Raw genomic sequence first — 24,191 nt, 5'->3', positions numbered from 1 at the left:
ACCGCCCCGGATGACGGGGCGTCCCGAAGGAGCGTGTCATGGACCTGACGATGAACACGATCGACATCGTGGTGGCCGACATCGACGCCGCCATCGCCTTCTACCGCCGGCTCGGCGTCGAGTTCAAGACCGACGCCGCCTACCCCGGCCACGCGGGCTGCGACCTGCCCGGCGGGCTGCACCTGATGCTGGACGCCGAGGAGTTCCGCGGGCCGACCGTCGACGGCTGGACGAAGCCGTCCGGCGGCCCGCGCACCTTCCTCGCCTTCCAGGCCGGGTCCCCGGCGGACGTCGACGCCAAGTACACCGAGCTGACCGAAGCGGGGTACACCGGAGCCAAGGAGCCGTGGGACGCGTTCTGGGGCATGCGCTACGCGACCGTCCTCGACCCCGACGGCAACGGCATCGACCTGTACGCGCCGCTGCCCGCGAGCTGAGGGGGAGACCGACATGAAGTACGTGCTGATGTTCATCGAGACCGAGGAGTTCGCCGCGGAGCTCGCCGCGATGAGCGAGGACGAGCGCCAGGCGTCCTACGAGCAGGTCGCCCAGTGGTTCGCGCGGCACGCGGCGCAGATCACCCACCACGGGCACCTGCAGCCCGCGCACACCGCCACCACCATGCGCCTGGACGGCCCCGAGCCGATCCTCACCGACGGCCCGTTCGTCGAGGGCAAGGAGGTCGTCAGCGGCTACGCCGAGGTGGAGGTCGCCGATCTGGACGAGGCCCTCGCCATCGCCCGGTCCTGGCCCGCCTGCCCCGTCGTCGAGATCCGCCCGCTCACCTGACGGGCGCAGCGTGACCGAGAGGGTGAACGCCGAGCTGACCCGCGTGCTGCGCGAGCACGCGGGCCGGCTCACGGCGTCCCTCATCCGGACCCTCGGCGACTTCTCCGCCGCCGAGGACGTCATGCAGGACGCCCTGGAGACCGCGCTGAAGCGCTGGCCCGCCGAGGGCATCCCCGAGCACCCGGACGCGTGGCTGCTCACCACGGCCCGCCGCCGCGGCATCGACCTGCTGCGCCGCCAGGCCAACTACCGGGAGAAGCTGGCCCGGCTCCAGTGGCCGGTGCCCGGCGAGCCCGACGACCGGCTCAAGCTGGTGTTCACCTGCTGCCATCCCGCGCTGCCGGTGCCCGCGCAGGTGGCGCTCACCCTGCGCACGGTGTGCGGGCTGACGACCGGGCAGATCGCCGCCGCGTTCCTCGTTCCGGAGACGACGGTCGCGCAGCGCATCACCCGCGCCAAGCGCAAGATCACCGACGCGCGCATCCCGTACCGGATCCCGCCGGACGGCGAGCTGGACGAGCGCCTCGACCAGGTCCTCGCCGTCGTGTACCTGCTGTTCAACGAGGGGTACCTGACGAGCGGCGGCGACCGCCCGCACGCCCGCGACCTCGCCGACGACGCGCAGTGGCTCGCCGAGAGCCTCGCCTGGCTGATGCCGCGCCGGCCGGAGGTGCTCGGCCTGCTCGCCCTGATCAGGCTGCACCAGGCCCGGACGCCCGCCCGCTTCGACGCCGCCGGGCACCTCGTCCTGCTGCGCGACCAGGACCGGACGAAATGGGACCACGACGCGGTCAAGGAGGCGACCCGGCTGATCGGACGGGCCGCCGCGATGCGCCGTCCCGGCCCGTACCAGGTGCAGGCGGCGATCGTCGCGTGCCATGCGGAGGCCCCGACCTGGGACGACACCGACTGGACGCAGATCCTCGTCCTGTACGACATGCTGCTGGGCATGACGCGGTCCCCGGTGGTCCGGCTCCACCGCGCCATCGCGCTCCGCTACGTCCGGGGCTCCGAGGCCGCGCTGGCCGAGCTTGACCCGCTCGCCAAGGCGCTGGACGGCCACCACCTGTACCACGCGACCCGCGCCGAACTCCTGCGCGACGTCGGCCGCCAGCGCGACGCCCACACGGCCGACCGCCGCGCCCTCGCGCTCACCGCGAATCCCGCTCAACAGGCCCTGCTCGCCGACCGCCTCACCTGGTCCTGAACCCCCGCCGCCGGCGGGGGCGTCAGGGCGGCGTCAGGATCGGCGCCGGCGGTGTCAATATCGCGTAGCGAACGGCGGCCGGGTGGAAATTCGTCCCTATGGTCGGATTCGTCCGACCGAAACGCGCGCCGGGAATTCGATGGGGGCACCGATCGTGCAAGACGTCGTCTTCGTGCTGCTGACCGTGGCGGTGTTCGCCCTGCTCGGCCTGCTGGTGAAGGGCGTGGAGAAGCTGTGACCGCGGAGAACGCCGTCGGGCTCGGGCTCGCGGCGGTACTGATCCTTTTCCTGGTCGCTGCACTGCTGTTCCCGGAGCGATTCTGAATGGACACGACCCTCGCGGGGATTCTTTTCCTCGGGTCCCTGGTATTCGCCTTGGCCGTGGTCTACCGGCCGCTCGGCGATTACATGTACCGCGTTTACAGCCGTCCGGAGCACGGCCGGGCCGAACGGGCCGCCTACCGGCTCGTGGGCGCCGACCCGGACGCCGAGCAGACCTGGGGCGCCTACGCCCGCAGCGTCCTCGCCTTCTCCGTGGCGGGAATCCTCTTCCTGTACGGGCTGCAGCGCCTGCAGAACCACCTGCTGCTCAGCCTCGGGTTCGGGCCGGTCAAGCCGGACCAGGCGTGGAACACCGCGGTCAGCTTCGTCACCAACACCAACTGGCAGTCGTACTCCGGTGAGGCGACGATGGGCCACCTGGTGCAGATGGCGGGCCTCGCGGTGCAGAACTTCGTGTCCGCCGCCGTCGGCATGTCCGTCGCGGTCGCGCTGATCCGCGGGTTCGCGCGGAAGAAGACCGACCGGCTCGGCAACTTCTGGGTCGACCTGACCCGCACCTGCCTGCGCGTCCTGCTGCCCATCGCCTTCGCCGGCGCCGTGCTCCTGATCGCGGGCGGGCTGGTGCAGAACTTCAGCGGCGGCCACGCCGCCGACACGATCACCGGGGCGCGGCAGCTGATCCCGGGCGGGCCGGTCGCGAGCCAGGAGGTCATCAAGCTCCTCGGCACCAACGGCGGCGGCTTCTACAACGCCAACTCCGCACACCCGTTCGAGAACGCGGCCGCCTGGACGAACTGGCTGGAGATCTTCCTCATCCTGCTGATCCCGATCGCGCTGTGCCGGACGTTCGGCCGCCTCGTCGGGCAGAACCGGCAGGGCTACGCGATCCTCGCCGTGATGGGCACGATCGCGCTCATCAGCGTCTCGCTCGTCAACGCCTTCCAGCTCGCGCACCACGGCACGGTGCCGACCGCCGCCGGGGCGGCGATGGAGGGCGTGGAGACGCGGTTCGGCGTCGCGAACTCCGCGACGTTCGCGGGCGCGACCACGCTGACCTCGACCGGCGCCGTCGACTCCTTCCACGACTCCTACACGAGCCTCGGCGGCATGATGACGATGATCAACATGATGCTGGGCGAGGTCGCGCCCGGCGGCGTCGGCTCCGGCCTGTACGGGATGCTGATCCTCGCCGTCGTCACCGTGTTCGTCGCCGGGCTCATGGTCGGCCGCACCCCCGAGTACCTCGGCAAGAAGATCGGCCGCCGCGAGATCACGTTCGCGGCCCTGTACTTCCTGACGACGCCCGCCCTCGTGCTGGCCGGGACGGCGGTCGCCATCGCGCTCCCGGAGGGCCGCGCGGGCATGCTCAACGGCGGCCCGCACGGCTTCAGCGAGGTGCTGTACGCGTTCACGTCGGCGTCCAACAACAACGGGTCCGCCTTCGCCGGGCTGACCGTGAACACCGTCTTCTACGACACCGCGCTCGGCCTGTGCATGGCGTTCGGCCGGTTCCTGCCGATCGTGTTCGTCCTCGCGCTGGCCGGGTCGCTGGCACGGCAGGGCGCCGTGCCCGAGTCGGCCGGGACGCTGCCGACCCACCGCCCGCAGTTCGTCGGGATGGTCGTCGGCGTCACCGTCGTCCTGGTCGCGCTGACCTTCCTGCCCGCGCTCGCGCTCGGCCCGCTCGCCGAAGGGATCGGCTCATGACGACGCAGACCATCGAACCCGCGCCCGCGCGGCCGGCCCAGCGCGGACCCGGCGGGCTGCTCGACCCCGCGCAGCTGGCCAGGTCGCTTCCGGAGGCGTTCCGCAAGCTCGACCCGCGCACGCTGTGGCGCAACCCCGTCATGTTCATCGTCGAGGTCGGTGCCGTGTGGACGACCGTCCTCGCCGTCCTCGACCCGAGCGTGTTCGGCTGGCTGATCGTCGCCTGGCTCTGGCTGACCGTGCTCTTCGCGAACCTCGCGGAGGCGGTGGCGGAGGGGCGCGGCAAGGCGCAGGCCGACTCGCTGCGCAAGGCCAAGACCGACGTGGTCGCGCGCCGCCTCGCCGGCACGACCGAGGAGCGGGTCCCGGCGCCCGAGCTGCGCCGCGGTGACCGGGTGGTCGTCGAGGCCGGGGAGATCATCCCCGGGGACGGCGACGTCGTCGAGGGCATCGCCAGCGTGGACGAGTCGGCGATCACCGGCGAGTCCGCGCCGGTGATCCGCGAGTCCGGCGGCGACCGGTCCGCGGTGACCGGCGGGACGCGGGTGCTGTCGGACCGGATCGTCGTGGAGATCACCCAGGAGCCCGGCCGGTCGTTCGTGGACCGGATGATCGCCCTGGTGGAGGGCGCGAGCCGGCAGAAGACGCCGAACGAGATCGCGCTCAACATCCTGCTCGCCGCGCTCACCATCGTGTTCCTGCTGGCGGTCGCGACGCTCCAGCCGATGGCGATCTACGCCAAGGACGTCAACCCGGGCGTCCCCGACGGCCCCGCCCTCGGCGGGCACGGCGTGACCGGCATCGTGCTGGTGTCGCTGCTGGTCTGCCTGATCCCGACGACGATCGGGGCGCTGCTGTCGGCGATCGGCATCGCCGGCATGGACCGGCTCGTCCAGCGCAACGTCCTCGCAATGAGCGGCCGCGCGGTCGAGGCGGCGGGCGACGTCGGCACGCTGCTGCTCGACAAGACCGGGACGATCACGCTCGGCAACCGGCAGGCCGCGGCCTTCGTCCCCGTCGCCGGGGTGGGGGAGGACGCGCTGGCCGACGCCGCGCAGCTGTCCAGCCTGGCCGACGAGACGCCCGAGGGCCGCTCGGTCGTCGTGTTCGCCAAGCAGCGCTACGGCCTGCGCGAACGCACGCCCGGCGAGCTGAGCCACGCCACCTGGGTGCCGTTCAGCGCGCAGACCCGGATGAGCGGCGTCGACCTCGACGGCGCGCCCGAGCGGCACCTGCGCAAGGGCGCCGCCGGGGCGGTGGCCGAGTGGGTGCGCGAGAACGGCGGCGCCGTCCCGTCCGACCTGGCCTCGATCGTGGACGGCATCTCCGCGTCCGGCGGCACCCCGCTCGTCGTGGGGGAGCGGACGGGCGGCGCGGCCCGCGTCCTCGGCGTCGTCCACCTGAAGGACGTCGTGAAGGAGGGCATGCGGGAGCGGTTCGACGAGATGCGCCGGATGGGCATCCGCACCGTGATGATCACCGGCGACAACCCGCTGACCGCCAGGGCGATCGCCGACGAGGCCGGGGTGGACGACTTCCTCGCCGAGGCCCGCCCCGAGGACAAGCTCGCCCTGATCAAGCGGGAGCAGGCCGGCGGCCGGCTCGTCGCGATGACCGGGGACGGCACCAACGACGCGCCCGCCCTCGCGCAGGCCGACGTCGGGGTGGCGATGAACACCGGCACGTCCGCCGCCAAGGAGGCGGGCAACATGGTCGACCTCGACTCCGACCCGACCAAGCTCATCGAGATCGTCGAGATCGGCAAGCAGCTGCTCATCACGCGCGGCGCGCTCACCACCTTCTCCATCGCCAACGACATCGCCAAGTACTTCGCGATCATCCCGGCGCTGTTCGCGGGCCTGTATCCGGGGCTGGACGCGCTGAACGTCATGCGGCTGCACAGCCCGGAGTCGGCGATCCTGTCCGCGGTCGTGTTCAACGCGCTGATCATCGTCGCGCTGATCCCGCTCGCGCTGCGCGGGGTGCCCTACCGGCCCGGCGGCGCGTCCCGGCTGCTGTCCCGCAACCTGCGCGTGTACGGGCTCGGCGGGCTCGTCGCCCCGTTCGTCGGCATCAAGATCATCGACCTGTTCGTCCAGTTCCTTCCGGGGGTGTCGTGACATGCGGTTTCCTGCCTGGTTCCGGGTGCATCTGGCGGCGGTGCGGGCCCTGCTCGCGCTGACCGTGCTGCTCGGCGCCGCCTACCCGCTGGCCGTCTACGCGGCCGGGCGGCTGCCCGGCCTGAACGACCGCGCCGACGGCTCCCTCGTCTCCGCGAACGGCCGGACGGCCGGCAGCGCCCTGATCGGCCAGTCCTTCACCGGCAAGGACGGCGAGCCGCTGCGGCAGTACTTCCAGAGCCGCCCGTCCGCCGGGGACTACGACCCCGCCGCGTCCGGGGCGAGCAACCTCGGCCCGGAGGACGTCGTCGACACCCTGCCCGACCCGAAGCTCGGCGCCGACGACCCCGACGCGCGGCAGAGCCTCCTCACCCAGGTCTGCGAGCGCAGCAAGGCGGTCGGCGAGTTCAACGGGGTGAGCGGGGCGCGCCCGTACTGCACGCCCGGCGGCGTCGGCGCGGTGCTGGCCGTCTTCGGGCACCGAACCCCGGACGGGACGGTCCCGCACCCGACCCGCGTCGTCAGCGTGAACGAGGAGCAGGGCGTGGTGAAGGCCCCGTTCGTCGCGTCCTACAAGGGCGTCAAGGTCGACCTGGCCCGCTTCGGCGAGGACTACGCCAAGGGCCTGACCGTCCCCGTCCGGGGCGACGCCCCGGCCGACCCCGCCGTCCCGCCGGACGCCGTCACCGCGAGCGGCAGCGGCCTCGACCCGCACATCTCCCCGGCCTACGCCGACCTCCAGGTCACGCGGGTCGCCGAGGCGCGCGGCGTCCCGGCCGCGCAGGTCGAGCGGCTCGTCCAGCAGAACACCACTGGACGCGCCCTTGGCTTCATGGGCGAGCCGGCCGTGAACGTGCTGAAGCTCAACCTCGCCCTAGACCACGCCTACCCCGCCCGTTAGGGCTGGTAGCGGTAGCCCATCCCCGGTTCCGTCAGCAGGTGCCGGGGATGGGCCGGGTCGTTCTCCAGCTTGCGCCGAAGCTGGGCCATGTACTGGCGCAGGTAATGCGTCTCGCTCTTGTACGCCGGGCCCCACACCGTGGTGAGGAGCTGCTGCTGCGCGACGAGCTTGCCCGGGTTGCGGAGCAGGACGTCCAGCAGCCGCCATTCGGTCGGCGTCAGGTGCACGCCGTCCGACACCGTCTTCGCGGCCAGGTCGATCGTGTGCCCGCCCACCTCGACGGTCGCGGCCACCGCCTCGGCGGACGGCGCCCGGCGCGACACCGCGCGGATCCGGGCCACCAGCTCCTCGATGTCGAACGGCTTGGTGACGTAGTCGTCGGCGCCGGCCTCCAGCGCCTCGACCTTGTCGCGGCTGCCCGCCCGCCCCGACAGCACGATGATCGGGACCTCGGTCCAGCCGCGCAGCCCGTGGATCACCTCGATGCCCTCCAGATCGGGCAGCCCCAGGTCGAGGACGACCAGGTCGGGATGCCACGCACCGGCCCGGCGCAGCGCGGTGGTGCCGTCGGCGGCGACGTCCACCTCGTAGTCGCGGGCGCGCAGGTTGATCCGCAGCGCCCGCAGCAGCTGGGGTTCGTCGTCCACGACGAGCACGCGCGTCATGCGGCCTCCTTCCGGTGCGCGGGCAGCGACACGATCATCGTGAGGCCGCCGCCCGGGGTGTCCTCGGGGATCAGCGCGCCGCCCATCGCCTCGGTCAGCCCGCGCGCCAGCGCGAGCCCGAGCCCCACGCCGGTGTGGTTGTCGCGGTCGCCGAGCCGCTGGAACGGCAGGAACGCCCGCTCCCGCTCGGCCTCCGGGATGCCGGGGCCGCGGTCGGCGATGCGCAGCTCCACCCGGTCCAGGATGGCGCCGGCGGTGATGAGGACGGGCGCGCCGGGCGGGCTGTGCCGCAGCGCGTTGGCGATCAGGTTGACGAGCACGCGTTCGAACAGCGCCGGGTCGGCCGACACCTCGGGGAGGTCAGGGGCGAGCGTGACCGTCACGTCGCCGCCGCCGAGGTCGTCGAGGGCGCGCGGCACGATCTCGTCCAGCGCCAGCGGGCGGGCGGCGATGCCGAGCACGCCCGCCTGCAGTCGGCTCATGTCGAGCAGGTTCGCGACGAGCCGGTCCAGCCGCTCCAGGGAGAGCTGCGCCGTGTCGAGCAGTTCGGCGCGCTCCTCCTCCGTCCAGGCGATCGAGGTACTGCTGAGGCTGTCCACCGCGGCCTTCGCCGAGGCCAGCGGCGTGCGCAGGTCGTGGCTGACGGCGTTGAGCAGCGCGGTCCGCATCCGGTCGGCGGCCTCCAGCGGGCGGGCCTTCTCCGCCTCGGCCCGCAGCCGCTGCTGCCGCAGCGCCCCCGCCGCCTGCACCGCGAACGCCTCCAGGACGCGGCGGTCCCCGGCGGGCATCGGACGGCCCCGGATCGCCAGCGTCAGATCGTCCCCCACCGGGATCTCGGCGTCGCCGTCGCCGGGCGCCCCGCACGGGCGGCCCCCGACGGTCGCGACGATCCGCCAGTCCCCGTCCCCGGACGGGCGCTCCAGCAGCGTGACCGAGGTGAGCCCGAACGTCTCGCGGAGCCGGCCGAGCACCGCGTCCAGGGCGTGCTCGCCGCGCAGGACGTCCCCCGCCAGCGTCGACAGGACCTCCGCCTCCGCGCCCAGCCGCGCCGCCTCCCGGGAGCGCCGCGCGGCGCGGTCCACCACGACGCTCACACCGACCCCGACCAGCACGAACACCGCCAGCGCCAGCAGGTTCTCCTCCGCGGCGACGGTGAAGCGGTGGACGGGCGGGGTGAAGTACCAGTTGAGCAGCAGGAACCCGGCGACGGCCGTGAACAGCGCCGCCCGCATCCCGCCGACCAGCGCGATCGCGACCACCGCCGCCAGGAAGAACAGGATGTCGGACGGCAGCGAGATCGCCGGGCGGGCCGCCAGCAGCCCGAACGTCAGCAGCGGCAGCCCGGCGAGGGCCAGCAGGAACCCGCCGAGCCGGCGGCTCGGCGGCAGGCCCTCCGCGCGGCCCCGCCGCGCGACGCCGCGCCGCGCCTGGTCGTGCGTGACCATGTGCACGTCGATCGAGCCGGACCGCGCCGTCGTCGTCACCCCGACGCCCGGCCGCAGCAGCTGCGCGAACCGCCCGCGCCGCGACACGCCCAGCACCAGCTGGGTCGCGTTCGCGCCGCGCGCGAAGTCCAGCAGCGCGCCCGGCACGTCGTCGCCCACCACCTGGTGGTAGGTGCCGCCGAGCCCCTCCACGGCCTGCCGCTGCCGGGCCAGGTCGCCCGGCCGCGCCCCGGCGAGGCCGTCGCCGCGCGCGACGTGCACGGCGAGCAGGTCGGCGCCCTTCGAGCGGGCGGCGATGCGGGTGGCGCGGCGCAGCAGCGCGTCGCCCTCCGGGCCGCCGGTCAGCGCGACCACGATCCGCTCGCGCGCCTCCCACGTCCCGCCGATGCCGTGGTCGGCCCGGTACCGGTCGAGCTGGTCGTCCACCTTGCCGGCCAGCCACAGCAGCGCCAGCTCCCGCAGCGCCGTCAGGTTGCCGACCCGGAAGTAGTTCGAGAGGGCCGCGTCCACCTTCTCCGGCCGGTACACGTTGCCGTGCGCCATCCGCCGCCGCAGCGCCTCCGGCGCCATGTCGACCAGCTCCACCTGGTCGGCGCGGCGGACCACCTCGTCCGGGACGGTCTCGCGCTGCACCACCCCGGTGATCTGCTCGACGACGTCGTTGACCGACTCCAGGTGCTGGACGTTCACGGTCGAGATGACGTCGATCCCGGCGTCGCGGATCTGCTCGACGTCCTCCCAGCGCTTGGCGTGCCCGGCGCCGGGCGGGTTCGTGTGCGCCAGCTCGTCGACCAGCACCACCGCCGGCGCGCGCTCGATCACCGCGGCGACGTCCAGCTCGGCGAACGCGGCGCCCCGGTAGGTCACCGTCCGGCGCGGGACGACCTCCAGGCCGTCCAGCAGCGCCTCGGTGCGCGGACGGTCGTGCGTCTCGACGTAGCCGACGACCACGTCGGTGCCGCGGTCGAGCCGCCGCCGCGCCTCCGCCAGCATCGCGTACGTCTTCCCCACGCCGGGGGCGGCCCCCAGGTAGACGCGGAGCTGCCCCCTGGCCATGCCCCCATCCTTCCAGGCCGAAGACCACCCACCCTTGGTGGCGTCACCTGGAAGGAAACGCCCGGCGCACCCGGATCCGTCCCGTCTTGACGCGATCCATACGCGGACGCGGCCATCCTTCACGCGTTCCGTACGCGGGAGGGCGGGCGCGTACCTTGGGCGGGGCCGTCCCGGTCGCGTCGAGTACCGTTTCGGGTGTAACCGGGTCAGGCCGGACATCAATGCGGAGGCGGCGCGGTCGGTGCGGACCCTGATCATCGACAACTACGACTCGTTCACCGGCAACCTCGTCCAGTACGTGGCCGAGGCGGGCGCCGAGCCCGCCGTGCTGCGCAACGACGAGGCGGCGTGGCGCGCGGACCTGCTCGACCCGTTCGACGCCGTGGTCATCTCGCCCGGCCCCGGCTCGCCGGACCGGCCGGGCGACTTCGGGATCTGCGCGGACGTGATCGAGCACGCCCGGATCCCGCTGCTCGGCGTCTGCCTCGGGCACCAGGGGATCTGCCACCACTTCGGCGGGCGCGTCAAGCCCGCCCCGGAGGTCAGGCACGGGCTGACCTCGCCGGTCGAGCACACCGGCGACGCCCTGTTCCGGGGCGTGCCGTCGCCGTTCACGGCGGTGCGGTACCACTCGCTCGTCGCGGACGACCTGCCGCCCGTGCTGGAGCCGATCGCCTGGACGCCCGACGGGGTCCTGATGGGCGTGCGGCACACCCGGCGGCCGATCTGGGGCGTCCAGTTCCACCCGGAATCGGTGTGCACGGAGCATGGGCGGCGCATCATCGCGAACTTCCTCGTGCAGGCCGGGCCGGTCGCCGCGAAGCCCGCGCGGGGCCGGGCCGCCGCTCCGGCGCGGCGAGCCGCGCCCTACCGGGTGATCGCGCGGCGGCTGGGCGCGCCGGCGGTGGCCGAGGACGTGTTCGGCGCGCTGTTCGCCGCGTCCGACCGGGCGTTCTGGCTGGACAGCAGCCGCACCGGCGAGCACGGCGGACGGTTCTCGTTCATGGGCGACGCCTCCGGCCCGCTGGCGCGGTTCGCCGCGTTCGACGTGGAGACCGGAGACCTGACGATCGAGTCGGCGGGCGGGCGGGAGCGGGTCGAGCGGGCGTCCTTCTTCGACTGGCTCGACGCCGACCTGCGCGCCCACGCGGCCGACGTCCCGGACCTGCCGTTCGGGTTCGCGCTCGGCTGGGTGGGCTACCTCGGCTACGAGCTCAAGGCCGAGACCGGCGGCGCGCGGGCGCACCCCTCACCGCACCCCGACGCCGCCATGGTCTTCGCCGACCGGGCCGTGGCGTTCGACCACGCGGAGGGCGCCGTCCACCTGCTGGCGCTCTGCCCTGCCGGGGACGAGCGCGACGCGCTGGCCTGGCTGGACGCCATGGAGACCCGCCTGGCGGACCTCGCGCCGCCGGACGAGCCGGGCCCGGTTCCGGCGCCGTCCGAGATCGTCCTGAGGCACGGCCGCCCCCGCTACCTCGACAAGATCGCGGAATGCCTGCGGGAGATCATCGCCGGCGAGACCTACGAGGTCTGCCTGACGAACATGCTCACCGCCGCCGTCCGCGCGGACCCGTGGGACCTCTACCGCCGCCTCCGGCGCGGTGATCCGGTGCCGTTCGGAGCGCTGCTGCGGTTCGGCGACCTGTCGGTGCTCAGCTCCTCGCCCGAGCGCTTCCTGCGCGTCTCGGCGGACGGGGCGGCCGAGTCCAAGCCGATCAAGGGCACCCGGCCGCGCTCGCCCGACCCGGCCGAGGACCGGCGGCTGCGCGCGGACCTCGCGGTGAGCGCGAAGGACCGCGCGGAGAACCTGATGATCGTCGATCTCGTCCGGCACGACTTCGGCGGCGTCGCCGAGACCGGGTCGGTCACCGCCGATCCGGTGTTCGCCGTGGAGAGCTACACGACCGTCCACCAGCTGGTCAGCACGGTCCGGGCCCGGCTCCGCCCGGACGTCTCGGCGGTGCGGTGCGTGCGGGCGGCGTTCCCCGGCGGCTCGATGACGGGCGCGCCGAAGATCCGCACCATGCGGATCATCGACCGGCTGGAGGAGGGCCCGCGCGGCGTGTACTCCGGCGCGCTCGGCTACTTCTCGCTGTCGGGGGCGGCCGACTTCAGCATCGTGATCCGCACCGCCGTCGCCACGCCGGGGCGCGTCGAGTTCGGCATCGGCGGCGCCGTCACCGCGCTGTCGGACCCGGCCGACGAGTTCGTGGAGACCGCGGTCAAGGCCGCGCCGCTGCTCCGCCTGCTCGGCGTCCCGTTCCCCGGGCCGCCCGCCGCGCCGGCCGCCGAGGCGGCCCTCGTGGGCGGCGGCTGAAGGGGGCGGGACGGGAGCGCGCCCGGCCGTCCCGCCCCCCGGTGTCACTCGCCGCCGCAGGCGGGAGTGACGGACTCGGGCGAACCGGTGCCGATGAAACCGAACGTCGTGCCGGCCCCGGGCGCGAGCGTCCCGTTCCAGGACTCGTTCGCCGCGGTGACCGACGCACCGGCCTGCGTCACCTTGGCGCCCCAGAACTGGGACACCGACTGGCCGCCGCCGAACGTCCAGGACACCTTCCACGACTTGGTCGCGGCCGTCCCGGTGTTCTTGACGGTGACCTCGCCTTGGAAGCCGCCTCCCCACGAACCGGTCGTCTTGTAGGTGGCCGTGCAGCCTCCGTCAGACGGCGGGTCGGTGGTGGGCGGGTCGCTGGTCACCGGCGGGCTCGACGGCGTCGTGTCGGACGTGTCGCCGTAGATGATGCCCCGCCCGTTCGTACCGAGATAGACGCGGCCGTAGACGCGCGGGTCGCCGGTGAGGGCCTCGCCCGCGTTGCCGTACTGGTGCTGGTCGTCGTTGACGCGCGTCCAGGCACCGCCCGCGTCGTTCGACCGGAACAGGCCGGTGACGCCGTTGACCGTCCCGACCAGATAGAGCGCGGGATAGTTCGCGCCGGGGGCGGCCTTGCCGAACCCGACGTTCACGGCCTTGGAGATGCCCCCGGCCTTGGTGAAGCTCGCGCCGGAGTCGGTCGAGTGGAACAGGCCGGTGTCACCGGCGAGCCAGACGTCGCCCTCCTTGCCGGGCAGCGCCTTGAAATGGACGCCGCTGGACGGCAGCCCGGCCGCCGCCGTCGCCGCGAACGACTGGCCGCCGTTCGCGCTGACGTAGAACCGTCCTCCGGCGAAGGCGTAGAACTTGCTCGCGTTCACCCGGTCGGACTCGACGATCGCGTTGGCCGGGACGCCGGACGACGCGCTCCAGGAGTTGCCGAACCCGGCCGAGTGCACGACCTGCTGCCCGGCGTCGCCCGGCGCCCACACGAACCGGCTCCCGTCCGCCGACGCCGCGACCGTGCCGCCGCTGTTGATGCCGCTCGGCTCGGTGCCCTGGAACCAGTTGGCCCCGCCGTCGGTCGAGAACGCGACATGGCTGTCATCGGGGCGGTCGGAATCGGTGAAGTTCCCCGCCCGCACCATGACGCTCGGGTCGCCCTCGGCGTAGTCGAGGCTGGTCGTGCTGGTGAACACCGGCTGGGTGAACATCGACGACGGCACCGCGCCCAGATCGGCGTGCCGGAACCCGCCGATGTCGCCGAGCCCGCTGACCAGCGGCGCGCCGGACGGCGGGCTGATCAGGTCGAGGACGGCGGTCTCCTCCAGCCCCGTCACCATCGGCTTGATCGTGATCTTGCCGCCGGCGTCCCACCGGGTGAGGTCCCCGGTGCCGTAGATCGTCGCGCCCGTCCCGTACATCAGCCGGTCGGAGTCGAACGGGTCGATCTCCACCGACTCGTTCATCCAGCCGAGCTTCGGCGTGACCTCGGGCGGCGCCGGGTTCGTCCCGAACGTCAGCCAGGGCACCGAGGAGACGTCCTGGGTGTAGCGGAAGCTGCGGTTCGGGTAGCTCGTCCAGTCCCAGATGCGCGTCCAGGACGCGCCGCCGTCGGTGCTCCGCCACATGATCATGTCGGGCCACCAGGACACCTGCGTCGCCACCATCAGCGTCCCCGGGTGCTGCCGGTCGACGGTGAGGCCGCTGTAGCCGAAATAGTCGTCGGAACTGCTGGACGGCACAGGGCTGATCTGCGTCCACGCGCCCGACTGCGTGTTGTACTTCCACACGTCGCCCTTGGCGCCGCTGTAAGGGCCGGCCGTATCGCTTGTGGCGATGTAAAGCGCATGGTTGGACGCGTCCAGTACGCCCTTGTGCGCGATGTAGCCGGTGGGCTGGCCCGCTAGGCGCTCCCACGTCGCGCCCGCGTCCGTACTCCGGTAGACGGTGTTCGCCTTGTCGGCGACGCCCGCGTAGATCGTCCTGGTGGGCGTGCCGGACGTTCCGGTGCTCTCGTCGAACGTCACCCAGACGACGCCGGGCCGGTGACTGGCGTAACCGGTCGTGTCACTCGGATCGTCGGAGTAGTCGCCCGGATTGGTGAAGCTGTTCACCTTCGTCCAGGTCGCACCCCGGTCGGTGCTGCGCCAGAGACCATGCCCTTCAGGCGTGCCCAGATACAGCACCCGGTTGTCATTGGGGTCTACGGCGAGCCGTTCGCCCATGCCGCGTCCCGGCATGTTGCCGCCCAGTTTGAACGGCAGTTCCGCGATGTCCCATGTCCGGCCCCGGTCGGCCGAGCGCAGCACGGCGCCGTTGTTGGGGTCCCAGTCGTTGGTGTACATCCCGACCGCCGCGTACACCCGGTCGGCGTCCACCGGGTCGGCGGCCAGGCTGATCACGCCGTTGTAGCCCCACTCGTCCCAGCCGGCCCAGTCGAGCAGCGGGATCCACCGCCCGTTCGCCTGGTCCCACCGGTACGCGCCGCCGATGTCGGTGCGGGCGTAGACGAGGTTCTTCTCCTTGCGGCTGAAGACGATGCCGGGCACGAACCCGCCGCCGTCGATCCGCACGTTCCGCCAGGTGTAGGTCTCGGCCGCGGCGGCGGGGCGGGGAGCGACCGCCGCCATCACCGCGACCATCGCGGCGACCAGCGCGAGCGCGGCCAGTGCCGCCGCGACGGCGGCGGTCGATGATCTTCGTGCGGGCATGGCGCCTCCTTGGTGTCCCGGTGCCCAGGAGGCTGATCGAAGCGCTTCGATCCGTCAACGCCCGGCGTTCGCCTTTCATGGCGGGCCCCGCTCACCAGCCCGAACGCGCCCCGCCGCATGAAAACTGAGGGCCGGGTGGCGTCCGGTGACCGCGAAGATCGTGCGGTTCGGCGGCTACGCGGCCCGTGAACGCGGAGACACCGCGCGGGGGCCCGCCCGGCCTTCGTCGACGACGCTGGTCCGGTCGGCGTGGGACGCCTCGGCGAGGGAGCGCGTGGAGAGCAGGATCGCCGCCCCCGAGCCCGCCAGATCGCGCAGCACCGCCCAGATCCGCTCGACCGTGCCGCTGTCGAGGCCCGCCAGGGGATCGTCCAGGAAGAGGACGTCGGAGCGGTTCAGCAGGGCCAGCGCCAGATCCAGCAGGCGCCGCTGCCCGGCGGTCAGCCGCTCGAAGCGCACCGCCGCCAGGCCGCCGAGACCGGTCAGCTCCAGCGCGTCCGCACTCGTCAGCGGGTCGATCGTCCAGCGGCGGAAGGACTCGGCGATCTCCTCGACGGTGAAGCCCGCGTGGTCGCCGCCCTCCCGCCAGACCGCGCCCAGGCGGAGTCCGTCCCGGCCCCCGTACGGGTCGACCCCCTTCACCCGCACCGACCCGGACATGGGGCGCCGCAGCCCCGCCACCGCCTCCAGGACGGCCGTCTTGCCCGACCCCGGCCGGCCGAGAAGCGCGCACACCTCCCCGGCCGCCACGTCGAACGACACGCCCGCGGCCTTCTCCCGGCCGCCCACCCGCAGATTCCGAACCCGGATCACCGGCTCCATGCGTCCCCCCAAGCCGCCCTACCGGCGCCCTCAAGATCACTTACCTGGGACTGTACGGCCGCCCGGCCGCCGCCCGCCCCGTCGGCGCCTGGTCGTTCGCAGTCCGTAAGAACTGGCCCGGCCGCCGGTCTCTCGGCGGGACGGCGGCCGGGCGGTGAAGGGGTCAGCTCGCGAAGGTGAACCAGTTGACGTTGACGAAGTCGGCCGGCTGGCCGCTGCTGAAGGTGAGGTAGACGGTGTGGGTGCCGGTCGTTCCGGCGATGTTGGCGGGGACCGTCCGCCAGCTCTGCCAGCCGCCGGTGTTCGCGATCGCGAAGTCGCCGATCACCGGGCCGGCCGGGCTGTCCAGCCGCACCTGCACCAGGCCGCTGACCCCGGCCGCCGCGCCCGAGGCGACCCTGGCCTTGAACTGCGTCGCCGGGGTGCCGCCGAACGCGACGCGGTCATAGCGCAGCCAGTCGCCGTTGCCGATGTGGCCGACGTTCTGGCCGCCGCCGGTGTCGGTCGTGGTCTCCGTCTGCGTGCCCGACTGCGCGTCGCTGCCCTCCGCCTGGATCGTCGAGCGGGCGTCGACCGTGTCGCCCGTCGGCGGCGGCGTGGTCGAGCCGCCGCTCTGCCAGACCGCGACGTAGTCGACCAGCATGGGACGCCCCGAGACGGTGTCCGCGGTGGGCGTGCCGCGCCCGGCGACGCCGTTGGGGAACCCGCCGCCCATGGCCACGTTCAGCAGCAGGAAGTAGCCGCCGTGGCCGGTCATGTTCGCCCACGTCCCGGCGTCGAGCTGGTTCTGGCCGACGCTGTGGAACTGCTGGCCGTCCACGTACCAGCGCAGCTGGTTGGGGCTGACGCTGCGGTCCCACTCGAAGCGGTAGGTGTGCATGCCCCCCTGGCAGGACGTCCCCGGGCAGGCGCGGCTCGCGCCGATCCCGTTCGTCTCGTTGCAGGGGCCGCCCGGATTCGTCCCGCAGTGCAGGACGCCCCAGACGGAGTTGATCCCGTTGACGTTCTCCATGATGTCGAACTCGCCGATCGACGGCCAGTTCTGGTAGTTGCCCCGGTACGGGGACCCGAGCGCCCAGAACGCGGGCCAGTAGCCGAGCGCCTGCGCGCCCGTCACGTTGGGCATCTGGATGCGCCCTTCGATGCGCAGCACGCGCCCGTCGGCGGGCTTGAAGTCGGTGCGCTGCGTCTCGATGCGGGCCGACGTCCACTCGCCCGAAGCGGTCTTGACGGGGGTGATCCGCAGGTTGCCGCCGCCGTCCAGGCTGACGTTGGCGGGGTCGGCGGTGTAGTTCTGGATCTCGCCGGTGCCCCAGTTTCCCGGCCCGCCGGGGTAGCCGTGGCCGGTGTCGATGATCCAGTTGGCCGCCGAGGGACGTGCCCCGGCGGCGCCGTCGAAGTCGTCGCTCCAGACCAGGCTCCAGCCGGACGGGGGCGGCGGGACGGACGCGCCGGCCGTCGGCGGCGTCACGGCGACGGCGACCGCGGCCGCGGCCGGGAGCGCGGCGGCGAGCACGGCGAGCGCGGGCCGGCGCCAGAACCGGGGACGTCTCGGTGGGATCATGGCGGGAACCTCCAGAGAGGGTGGGAGCAAGCGCGGGGTGCCTGCCTCTGGTGCGCTCAATGTCACCCGCCCGGGGACCTCCGTCAAGAGGTCGAGAGAGCGCTCTCTCGCGGTCGAGAGCTTGCGAATATGCCTATGACCAGGTCTCCTATGTTCACCAACTCGGTTTTGCTCTTTTCGAGAAATCGCTCTCTCGTGAAGGCGCGGGTTCGCGCCCGGCCGGCGCGCGTAAGGTCGATCCCTGATGGTGGAGAGGCGGGCATGAAACGTCCCACGCTGGAGGCCGTGGCGGCCAGGGCCGGGGTCTCGCGGGCCACGGTGTCGCGCGTGGTCAACGGCTCCGCCACGGTGAACCCGCGGATACGCACGGCCGTCCTGCGCGCCGTGGAGGAGCTCGGCTACATCCCGAACTCGGCCGCCCGCAGCCTGGTGACCCAGCGCACCGGGTCGATCGGGCTCGTCGTCTCCGAGCCGCCCGCGCGGGTGTTCTCCGACGACCCCTTCTTCCTGTCGGTCGTCCGCGCCGTGAGCCAGGAGCTGGAGGCCGCCGACAAGCAGGTCGTGCTCATGATGCCGTCCACCCCGGCGGGCCAGGCGAGGGTGGAGCGGTACGTCGCGGGCCGGCATGTGGACGGCGTCATCCTGCTCTCCCAGCACGGCGCGGACCCGCTGCCGGCGGCCCTCCTGCGGACGGGCGTGCCCGTCGTGTCGCACGGCCGCCCCGTGTCCACGGCCAGGCCGCCGTACTGCGACGCCGACAACGTCGGCGGCGCGCGCGCCGCCGTGGAGCACCTCCTGGCCACGGGGCGGCGGCGCATCGCCGCGATCACCGGCCCGCCCGACATGTCCGCCGGGCTGGACCGGCTCGCCGGGTACCGCGAGGTCCTCTCCGGCACCGACCGCAGGTCCCTGGCCGCGCTGGGCGACTTCACCCGCGAGTCGGGGGCGGCGGCCATGGCGCAGCTCCTGGAGGACGACCCCGGTCTCGACGCGGTGTTCGCGGCGAACGACCTGATGGCGGCCGGTGCCCTGCACGCGCTGCGGAAGGCGGGGCGGCGCGTCCCGGACGACGTCGCCGTCGTCGGCTTCGACGACATCGACGCCGCCCGCTACACCGACCCGCCGCTGACCACCGTCCGCCAGCCGGTCGCCGAGGTGGCGCGGGCCGCCGTCCGGATGCTCCTCACCGGCGGCGAGGGGCCGGCCGAGCCGGTGGTCCTTCCCACGGAGCTCATCGTCCGCGACTCCACCTGAACCGCGGCCGCCCCGGTAGCGGCGGCCTCCCCTGGCCGCCACCGGCACTCGGCGACGTCAGCGGGCTGACGGCCTGACCCAGGCACGCGACCAGGCGGGTCCGGTCCCCTAGGGGCCCGGACCCGCCGGCCGTGCGTCGTACCGCTAGCCGGCGCTCGACCTCGCGGCCCGCTCGATGACCCGGGTGACGGTCCCGGGCTGCGTCATCAAGCCGAGGTGCCCGGCGTCGTACTCGGCGACCGTGGAGCCGGCCCGCTTCGCCATGGCCCGCTCGGCGGCGGCCGGGATGATCTTGTCGTTCTTCCCGATGAGGTACCAGGACGGGATGCCCCGCCAGGCCGGGGCCGCCGACGGCTCGTTGAGCGCGCCGACCGTGGCCGGCCGCTGGGTGGCCGTCACGAGCGCCTTGTCCCTCGCGTCCAGCCCGGTCGCGAACGAGGTGAAGACGGTCGACCTCTTGAGGTAGAGGTCGGTCGTCGCGGTGGGCGGCAGGGTGCCGGGAACGAAGTCGAAAACGGTCGTCGGGTCCACCGAGAGTGCGGAATCCGGGCCCGCGAGCGCGGTGGCGGACTCGCCCTCGTCCGGCGCGAACGCGTTCACGTAGACGAGCGCCTTGACATTCGCGCTCCCCGTGGCCGCATTGGTGATCACGGCGCCGCCGTAGGAATGGCCGACGAGGACGACGGGCCCCTTCTGGGATTCCAGGAAGGTGCGCACGAACGCGGCGTCGCCGGACAATGACCGCAGCGGATTGGCGACCGCAACGACGGGATACCCGTCGCCCTGGAGCCTGGTGACGACCTTGTTCCAGCTCGACGCGTCGGCCCAGGCCCCGTGCACGAGCACGATCGTGGGCTTCGCCGTCCGATGCCGCTTCTCCTGCGAGAACGCGCTCTGCGTCTGGACGATGCTCGTCAGGACGAGGGCGGCTGCCAGCACGAGGGCCGCCGCGGCGGGTCTCCTCCTGAGACGGCCGGCAGGCTGGCCGGGAGAACTGGTCATGGTTTTCTCCTGTTCGATGGACGGGCCCGTTGGGACGGCGCCGGCAATGGGGGAATCGGCTTTATGGGCCATTTTCGTTCGCACCCGTGACGGCCGTCCGGCCCGGATCGATCGCGGGGCGATCGACTCATGATTAATGACCGGATATCGGCTGCCCCTGTGACACATTCCCATGCAGAAATGTCAAGATTTCTCCATGGCGGGGCACGGTTTTCGGTGGTGTCAGTGGAGGGCGTGCAGCGCCGCCTCCACGGCCCGGTGGAAGGTCGGATACGTGTAGATCATGTGCTTGAGGAGATCGGTCGGCGTCTCGGCGTGGACGGCGACGTTCAGCCCGTACAGCACCTCGCCGCCGGCCGGCCCGGCCGACGTCGCGCCGACCAGCACGCCGCGGTCGGCGTCCTCGACGAGCTTGACGAACCCCGCGTTGCCGGGGCCGTGGATCCGGCCGCGGGCGGACTCCGGGATCGGCGCCAGGCCGGTGCGCACCCGCATCCCCCGGTCGCGCGCCTGCCGCTCGGTGATCCCGACCGCCCCGATCTCCGGGTCGGTGAACGTGACGCGGGGCAGCGCCCGGTAGTCGGCGTCGCGGCCGGGGCGGCCCAGGATGTCGCGGACGGCGATCTGCGCCTGGTACATCGAGATGTGCGTGAACGCGCCGTGGCCGGTGATGTCGCCGACCGCCCACAGCCCCTCGGCCGCCCGCATCTGCCCGTCGGTGGGCACCGCGTGGGCGGCGGGGTCGAGGCCGACGGTGCCGACGTCCAGCGCGGCCAGGTCGCTGCCGCGTCCGGTCGCGACCAGCAGGCGCTCCGTGCGGACCGGCTCCAGACCGCCTTCGAGCAGGGCCTCGAACGCCGTCCCGTCGTGCTCGAAGTCGACGGCCCCGGCGCCGGTGCGGACGGTGACGCCGTCGGCCCGCAGCGCCCGCGCGGCGAGCTCCCCGGCCTCGGGCTCCTCGCGGGCGAGCAGCCGCTCCCCGCCCTCCAGGACGGTGACCGCGCAGCCGAAGCGGGCGTAGACCTGCGCGAGCTCGACGCCGATCGCGCCGCCGCCGAGCACGAGCAGGGAGGCCGGCATCTCCGCCGCCTCGATGGCCTCCCGGTTCGTCCAGTACGGCGTCCCCTCCAGGCCCGGAATCGGCGGGATGCGCGGCTGCGAACCGGTCGCCAGGAGCACACCGCGCCGGGCCTCGAACGTGCGGTCGCCGACGGTGACCCGGCGCGGGCCCGCGAGCCGCCCCCGCTCCCGCACGAGCCGCACCCCCTTGGCCGTCAGGCGGTCGGCGGCCGCCTCGTCGTTCCAGCCGTTGGTGGCCTCGGACCGGACGCGCGCGGCGACCCGGCTCCAGTCGGGGACCGCCTTGCCCTCGCCGGCCAGCACGGGAACGCGCCCCGCCTCGGCGAGCGCGTTCCCGGCGCGGATCATCATCTTGCTGGGGACGCATCCCCAGTACGGGCACTCGCCGCCGACGAGCCCCGCCTCGATCCCGACCACGTCCAGCCCGGCCTCGGCGAGGGTGCCCGCGGCGTACTCGCCGCCGGGCCCGAGCCCGACCACCACTACATCGACCTGGTCACTCATGCCGTTCTCCTTCGTTGTCCTCAATTCGGGTCCCCGCCGCCCCCGACAGGAGCGCGGGCGCGTCGGCGAGCGCGCCGACCACGGCGACGGCGCCGCGGCGGTGCTCGGCGAAGCGGCACGCCGCCTCCGCCTTGGGCCCCATGGACCCCGCCGGCAGCGGCAGCCGCCGCAGCAGCGCGGGGGTGACGCGGCGGAGGGGCCGGGCGCGCGCGGTGCCGTGGCCGCGCTCGATCGCGGGGACGTCGGTGAGGAGCAGCAGCACGTCCGCCTTGAGCCGCGTCGCGAGCAGCGCCGCCGCGAGGTCCTTGTCGACGACGGCCTCGACGCCGCGATGGCCGCCGTCGGTGGGGACGCCGCCCCCGCCCACGGCGATGACCAGGCACCCCTCGTCGGTGAGGCGCGCGATCGTCGGCAGTTCCACGATGGCGCGCGGCTCGGGGGAGGGGACGACCCGGCGCCAGGCGTCGCCGTCCCGGCGCATCGTCCAGCCGTGCTCGGCCCGCAGCCGCTCGGCCTCCGCCGCGTCGTAGGTGCGGCCGACGAACTTGGTCGGGTCGCCGAACGCGGGGTCCTCCGGGTCGACCTCGGTCTCGGTGAGCAGCGCGGCGATCTCCCGGCCGGGGAGGGCGCGGCGTAGTTCGCGGGCGAGCCAGTAGCCGATCATGCCTTGGGTCTGGGCGCCGAGGACGTCGAGGGGGTAGGGGGCGGAGAGTGCCGGGTCGGCGGCGCTCTCCACGGCCAGTAGCCCGACCTGCGGGCCGTTGCCGTGCGTGACGATCAGCTCGTTGCCGTCCGCGAGCGCGGCCAGCCCGCCCACGGCCTCGCGGACGTGCGCGACCTGCACGGACGCGTCGAGCGGTTCGCCTCGGCGTAGCAGCGCGTTGCCGCCGAGGGCCGCGACGACCCTCACGGCCGTCCGTCCAGGCGCTCGGTGAGCAGCGCGGCCAGCACGGCTTGGGTGGCAGGCAGCCGGTTGGCGGCCTGCTGGAAGACCAGAGAGCGGGCGCCGTCGATGACGCTGGCGGTGACCTCTTGGCCGCGGTGGGCGGGCAGGCAGTGCATGAAGACGGCGTCGTCGCGGGCCTGGGCCATCAGCCGCTCGTCCACCCGGTAGGGCGCGAGCGCGGCGGTGCGGCGTGCCCGGTCGTCCTCGACGTCGCCCATGGACAGCCAGACGTCGGTGTAGACGACGCTCGCGTCCTTGACCGCCTCGGCCGGGTCATCGGTCACCAGGACGGCTCCGCCGCGCCGCCGCCCCTCGGCGGTGGCGAAGGCGACGGCCTCCTCGGGCGGCGCGTAGCCGGGCGGGGTGGCGATCGCGACGTCCATTCCGGCGAGGGCCGCGGCCTCCATCAGGCTGCGGGCGACGTTGCCGCCGTCCCCGAAGTAGGCGACGCGGTGGCCGCGCAGGCGGCCGAAGTGCTGCTGGACGGTGAGCAGGTCGGCGATGGCTTGGAGCGGGTGGTGTCCGTCGGTCAGGGCGTTGACGACCGGGATGGGTGCTGCGGCGGCGAGGTCGGTGACGTCGCCGTCGGCGTACGTGCGGATCACGATCGCCGCCGAGTAGGAGCCCATCACCCGGGCGGTGTCGCCGATGGTCTCGCCCCGGCGCAGTTGTAGTTCGTCGGGGCCGACGGCGATGGGTGTGCCGCCGAGTCGGGTGACCGCTGCGGCGGTGGACAGCCGGGTGCGGGTGGAAGGTTTGGCGAAGTACATCGGCACGATCTGATGGGCGAGCAGGTCGTGCGCGGAGTCGGGCACCCGGTGGAAGTCGGCCGACAGCCGCAGCAGCAGCGTCAGGTCGTCGCCGTCCAGGTCGGCGATGCGCAGCAGGTCCTTCACGATGCCACCTCGTTCTCGTGGGTCGTTCCGCCGCCGGGAGCCGCTTCGTCGCGTTGGAGGGGGCAGCTCATGCAGCGGGGGCCGCCGCGTCCGCGGCCGAGTTCTCCGCCGGGGATGGTGATGACCTCGATGCCGTTGCGGCGGAGCATGGTGTTGGTGGTGATGTTGCGTTCGTAGGCGACGACGACGCCGGGTTCGAGGGCCAGGACGTTGTCGCCGTCGTCCCATTGCTCGCGTTCGGCGGCCCGCACGTCCTGTGCGGCGGACAGGACGCGGACGCGGGGCAGGCCGAGGGCGCGGGCGATGGCGGGGAACAGCGCGTCGTTGTCGTCGACGGTGACGGTTGCGCCGGTGCCGGGGGTGAGGGTGTAGGAGCGCAGCGGGGGGAGTTCGGGGTAGACGGCGAAGGCGTCGCGGTCGACCATGGTCATGACGGTGTCCAGGTGCATGAACGCGCGCTGCTTGGGCAGTTGCGCGGCGACGATGTGGTGGGCCCGGCCGGCGGCGAACAGCCGCTGGGCGAGGAGCTCGATGGCCTGTGGTGTGGTGCGTTCGCTCATGCCGATGAGCACGACGCCGTCGCCGAGGACGTGGATGTCGCCGCCCTCGATGGAGGGCAGGGCGAAATCGGTGCCCCGGTACCAGACGGGGATGTCGGCGCCGGTGAACATGGGGTGGTGCCGGTAGAGGGCGTCCAAATGGACCGTCTCGCGGCGACGCGCGGATTTGGCCATCGGATGCAGCGTCACGCCGCCGTAGATCCAGGCGGACGGGTCGCGGGTGTAGAGGTGGTTGGGCAGGGGCGCCAGGACGAAGTCGCCGTCGTCCAGGGAGGCCAGGAGCAGGCTGTGGGCGGCCAGGCCGAGTTCTTGTTTGGTGAGTCCGCCGATGAGGTGGCGGGTGAGGGTGTGGGGGTCCATGTC

At 73.3% G+C, this 24,191-nt stretch carries 19 protein-coding genes; 9 read left to right on the top strand and 10 right to left on the bottom strand.

Features of this window, described 5'->3' with window-relative positions:
- The first annotated feature begins 38 nt into the window (after positions 1 to 38).
- The 7 genes from AB0K34_RS34515 (at position 39) to AB0K34_RS34485 (ending at position 7,006) form a co-directional block, all read left to right on the top strand.
- On the top strand, positions 39 to 437 hold the full coding sequence (locus tag AB0K34_RS34515; protein WP_138636041.1) for a VOC family protein: 399 nt from the start codon (positions 39 to 41) through the stop codon (positions 435 to 437).
- 13 nt (positions 438 to 450) lie between these two features.
- Entirely contained in the window at positions 451 to 789 is a 339-nt protein-coding gene (locus tag AB0K34_RS34510) for a YciI family protein (protein WP_301175385.1), read from the top strand.
- Between the two features lie 10 nt (positions 790 to 799).
- Positions 800 to 1,996 (top strand): DUF6596 domain-containing protein, encoded by a 1,197-nt coding sequence (locus tag AB0K34_RS34505; protein ID WP_301175386.1) that lies wholly within the window; start codon positions 800 to 802, stop codon positions 1,994 to 1,996.
- Between the two features lie 234 nt (positions 1,997 to 2,230).
- Entirely contained in the window at positions 2,231 to 2,320 is a 90-nt protein-coding gene (locus AB0K34_RS34500; RefSeq protein WP_138636037.1) for a potassium-transporting ATPase subunit F, read from the top strand.
- On the top strand, positions 2,321 to 3,985 hold the full coding sequence (kdpA, locus tag AB0K34_RS34495; RefSeq protein WP_301175387.1) for a potassium-transporting ATPase subunit KdpA: 1,665 nt from the start codon (positions 2,321 to 2,323) through the stop codon (positions 3,983 to 3,985).
- Positions 3,982 to 6,105 (top strand): potassium-transporting ATPase subunit KdpB, encoded by a 2,124-nt coding sequence (gene kdpB, locus AB0K34_RS34490; RefSeq protein WP_301175388.1) that lies wholly within the window; start codon positions 3,982 to 3,984, stop codon positions 6,103 to 6,105. Before kdpA ends, kdpB begins: the two co-directional genes overlap by 4 nt.
- 1 nt (position 6,106) lies before the next feature.
- Positions 6,107 to 7,006, top strand: coding sequence for a potassium-transporting ATPase subunit C (locus tag AB0K34_RS34485; protein ID WP_301175389.1), 900 nt, complete (start codon positions 6,107 to 6,109; stop codon positions 7,004 to 7,006).
- Here the strand turns inward: AB0K34_RS34485 and AB0K34_RS34480 are convergent.
- A complete protein-coding gene (locus tag AB0K34_RS34480) occupies positions 7,003 to 7,671 on the bottom strand; it encodes a response regulator (RefSeq protein WP_301175390.1) in 669 nt (222 codons plus the stop codon). The two genes, AB0K34_RS34485 and AB0K34_RS34480, sit on opposite strands and share 4 nt — an antisense overlap.
- Complete coding sequence (locus AB0K34_RS34475; RefSeq protein ID WP_301175391.1) at positions 7,668 to 10,172, bottom strand: DUF4118 domain-containing protein; 2,505 nt, start codon at positions 10,170 to 10,172, stop codon at positions 7,668 to 7,670. Before AB0K34_RS34475 ends, AB0K34_RS34480 begins: the two co-directional genes overlap by 4 nt.
- Positions 10,173 to 10,413: 241 nt before the next feature.
- On the opposite strand from AB0K34_RS34475, the gene pabB reads away from it, so the two are divergent.
- Entirely contained in the window at positions 10,414 to 12,492 is a 2,079-nt protein-coding gene (gene pabB / locus AB0K34_RS34470; RefSeq protein WP_301175392.1) for an aminodeoxychorismate synthase component I, read from the top strand.
- 44 nt (positions 12,493 to 12,536) lie between these two features.
- Here pabB and AB0K34_RS34465 read toward each other — a convergent pair whose 3' ends face one another.
- The 3 genes from AB0K34_RS34465 to AB0K34_RS34455 form a co-directional block, all read right to left on the bottom strand.
- Positions 12,537 to 15,200 carry a cellulose binding domain-containing protein gene (locus tag AB0K34_RS34465; protein ID WP_301175393.1) on the bottom strand — a complete coding sequence of 888 codons (2,664 nt, stop codon included), beginning with the start codon at positions 15,198 to 15,200 and terminating at the stop codon, positions 12,537 to 12,539.
- Positions 15,201 to 15,374: 174 nt separating this feature from the next.
- Positions 15,375 to 16,022: an ATP-binding cassette domain-containing protein gene (locus tag AB0K34_RS34460; RefSeq protein ID WP_301175394.1), complete on the bottom strand. Its 648-nt coding sequence runs from the start codon at positions 16,020 to 16,022 to the stop codon at positions 15,375 to 15,377.
- A gap of 163 nt (positions 16,023 to 16,185) precedes the next feature.
- Complete coding sequence (locus AB0K34_RS34455) at positions 16,186 to 17,586, bottom strand: glycoside hydrolase family 16 protein (RefSeq protein WP_301175395.1); 1,401 nt, start codon at positions 17,584 to 17,586, stop codon at positions 16,186 to 16,188.
- Positions 17,587 to 17,847: 261 nt separating this feature from the next.
- On the opposite strand from AB0K34_RS34455, the gene AB0K34_RS34450 reads away from it, so the two are divergent.
- Positions 17,848 to 18,840 (top strand): LacI family DNA-binding transcriptional regulator, encoded by a 993-nt coding sequence (locus AB0K34_RS34450; protein WP_301175396.1) that lies wholly within the window; start codon positions 17,848 to 17,850, stop codon positions 18,838 to 18,840.
- Between the two features lie 144 nt (positions 18,841 to 18,984).
- On the opposite strand, the gene AB0K34_RS34445 is transcribed toward AB0K34_RS34450, so the two are convergent.
- The 5 genes from AB0K34_RS34445 to AB0K34_RS34425 form a co-directional block, all read right to left on the bottom strand.
- Entirely contained in the window at positions 18,985 to 19,842 is an 858-nt protein-coding gene (locus AB0K34_RS34445; RefSeq protein WP_364553115.1) for an alpha/beta hydrolase, read from the bottom strand.
- 222 nt (positions 19,843 to 20,064) lie between these two features.
- Complete coding sequence (locus tag AB0K34_RS34440; RefSeq protein ID WP_301175398.1) at positions 20,065 to 21,426, bottom strand: NAD(P)/FAD-dependent oxidoreductase; 1,362 nt, start codon at positions 21,424 to 21,426, stop codon at positions 20,065 to 20,067.
- On the bottom strand, positions 21,419 to 22,336 hold the full coding sequence (locus AB0K34_RS34435) for a carbamate kinase (protein ID WP_301175399.1): 918 nt from the start codon (positions 22,334 to 22,336) through the stop codon (positions 21,419 to 21,421). The genes AB0K34_RS34440 and AB0K34_RS34435 overlap by 8 nt, the downstream gene beginning before the upstream one ends.
- Positions 22,333 to 23,268, bottom strand: coding sequence for an ornithine carbamoyltransferase (argF, locus tag AB0K34_RS34430; RefSeq protein WP_301175400.1), 936 nt, complete (start codon positions 23,266 to 23,268; stop codon positions 22,333 to 22,335). The genes AB0K34_RS34435 and argF overlap by 4 nt, the downstream gene beginning before the upstream one ends.
- Positions 23,265 to 24,191, bottom strand: a 927-nt coding sequence (locus AB0K34_RS34425) for an arginine deiminase family protein (protein WP_364553114.1), incomplete at its 5' end; no start/stop codon positions are given. The genes AB0K34_RS34425 and argF, both read right to left, overlap by 4 nt.

This window comes from Actinomadura sp. NPDC049382, assembly GCF_040677125.1.
GTDB lineage: Bacteria > Actinomycetota > Actinomycetes > Streptosporangiales > Streptosporangiaceae > Spirillospora > Spirillospora geliboluensis.
This window is presented reverse-complemented; position numbering and strand designations above follow the sequence as displayed.

Bases quoted from the DNA above. Each gene is read 5' to 3' on its own strand.
- AB0K34_RS34515 (WP_138636041.1), top strand. From the start codon at position 39: ATGGACCTGACGATGAACACGATCGACATCGTGGTGGCCGACATCGAC.
- AB0K34_RS34510 (WP_301175385.1), top strand. From the start codon at position 451: ATGAAGTACGTGCTGATGTTCATCGAGACCGAGGAGTTCGCCGCGGAG.
- kdpA (WP_301175387.1), top strand. From the start codon at position 2,321: ATGGACACGACCCTCGCGGGGATTCTTTTCCTCGGGTCCCTGGTATTC.
- kdpB (WP_301175388.1), top strand. From the start codon at position 3,982: ATGACGACGCAGACCATCGAACCCGCGCCCGCGCGGCCGGCCCAGCGC.
- AB0K34_RS34485 (WP_301175389.1), top strand. From the start codon at position 6,107: ATGCGGTTTCCTGCCTGGTTCCGGGTGCATCTGGCGGCGGTGCGGGCC.
- AB0K34_RS34480 (WP_301175390.1), bottom strand. From the start codon at position 7,671: ATGACGCGCGTGCTCGTCGTGGACGACGAACCCCAGCTGCTGCGGGCG.
- AB0K34_RS34475 (WP_301175391.1), bottom strand. From the start codon at position 10,172: ATGGCCAGGGGGCAGCTCCGCGTCTACCTGGGGGCCGCCCCCGGCGTG.
- AB0K34_RS34465 (WP_301175393.1), bottom strand. From the start codon at position 15,200: ATGCCCGCACGAAGATCATCGACCGCCGCCGTCGCGGCGGCACTGGCC.
- AB0K34_RS34460 (WP_301175394.1), bottom strand. From the start codon at position 16,022: ATGGAGCCGGTGATCCGGGTTCGGAATCTGCGGGTGGGCGGCCGGGAG.
- AB0K34_RS34455 (WP_301175395.1), bottom strand. From the start codon at position 17,586: ATGATCCCACCGAGACGTCCCCGGTTCTGGCGCCGGCCCGCGCTCGCC.
- AB0K34_RS34450 (WP_301175396.1), top strand. From the start codon at position 17,848: ATGAAACGTCCCACGCTGGAGGCCGTGGCGGCCAGGGCCGGGGTCTCG.
- AB0K34_RS34445 (WP_364553115.1), bottom strand. From the start codon at position 19,842: ATGACCAGTTCTCCCGGCCAGCCTGCCGGCCGTCTCAGGAGGAGACCC.
- AB0K34_RS34440 (WP_301175398.1), bottom strand. From the start codon at position 21,426: ATGAGTGACCAGGTCGATGTAGTGGTGGTCGGGCTCGGGCCCGGCGGC.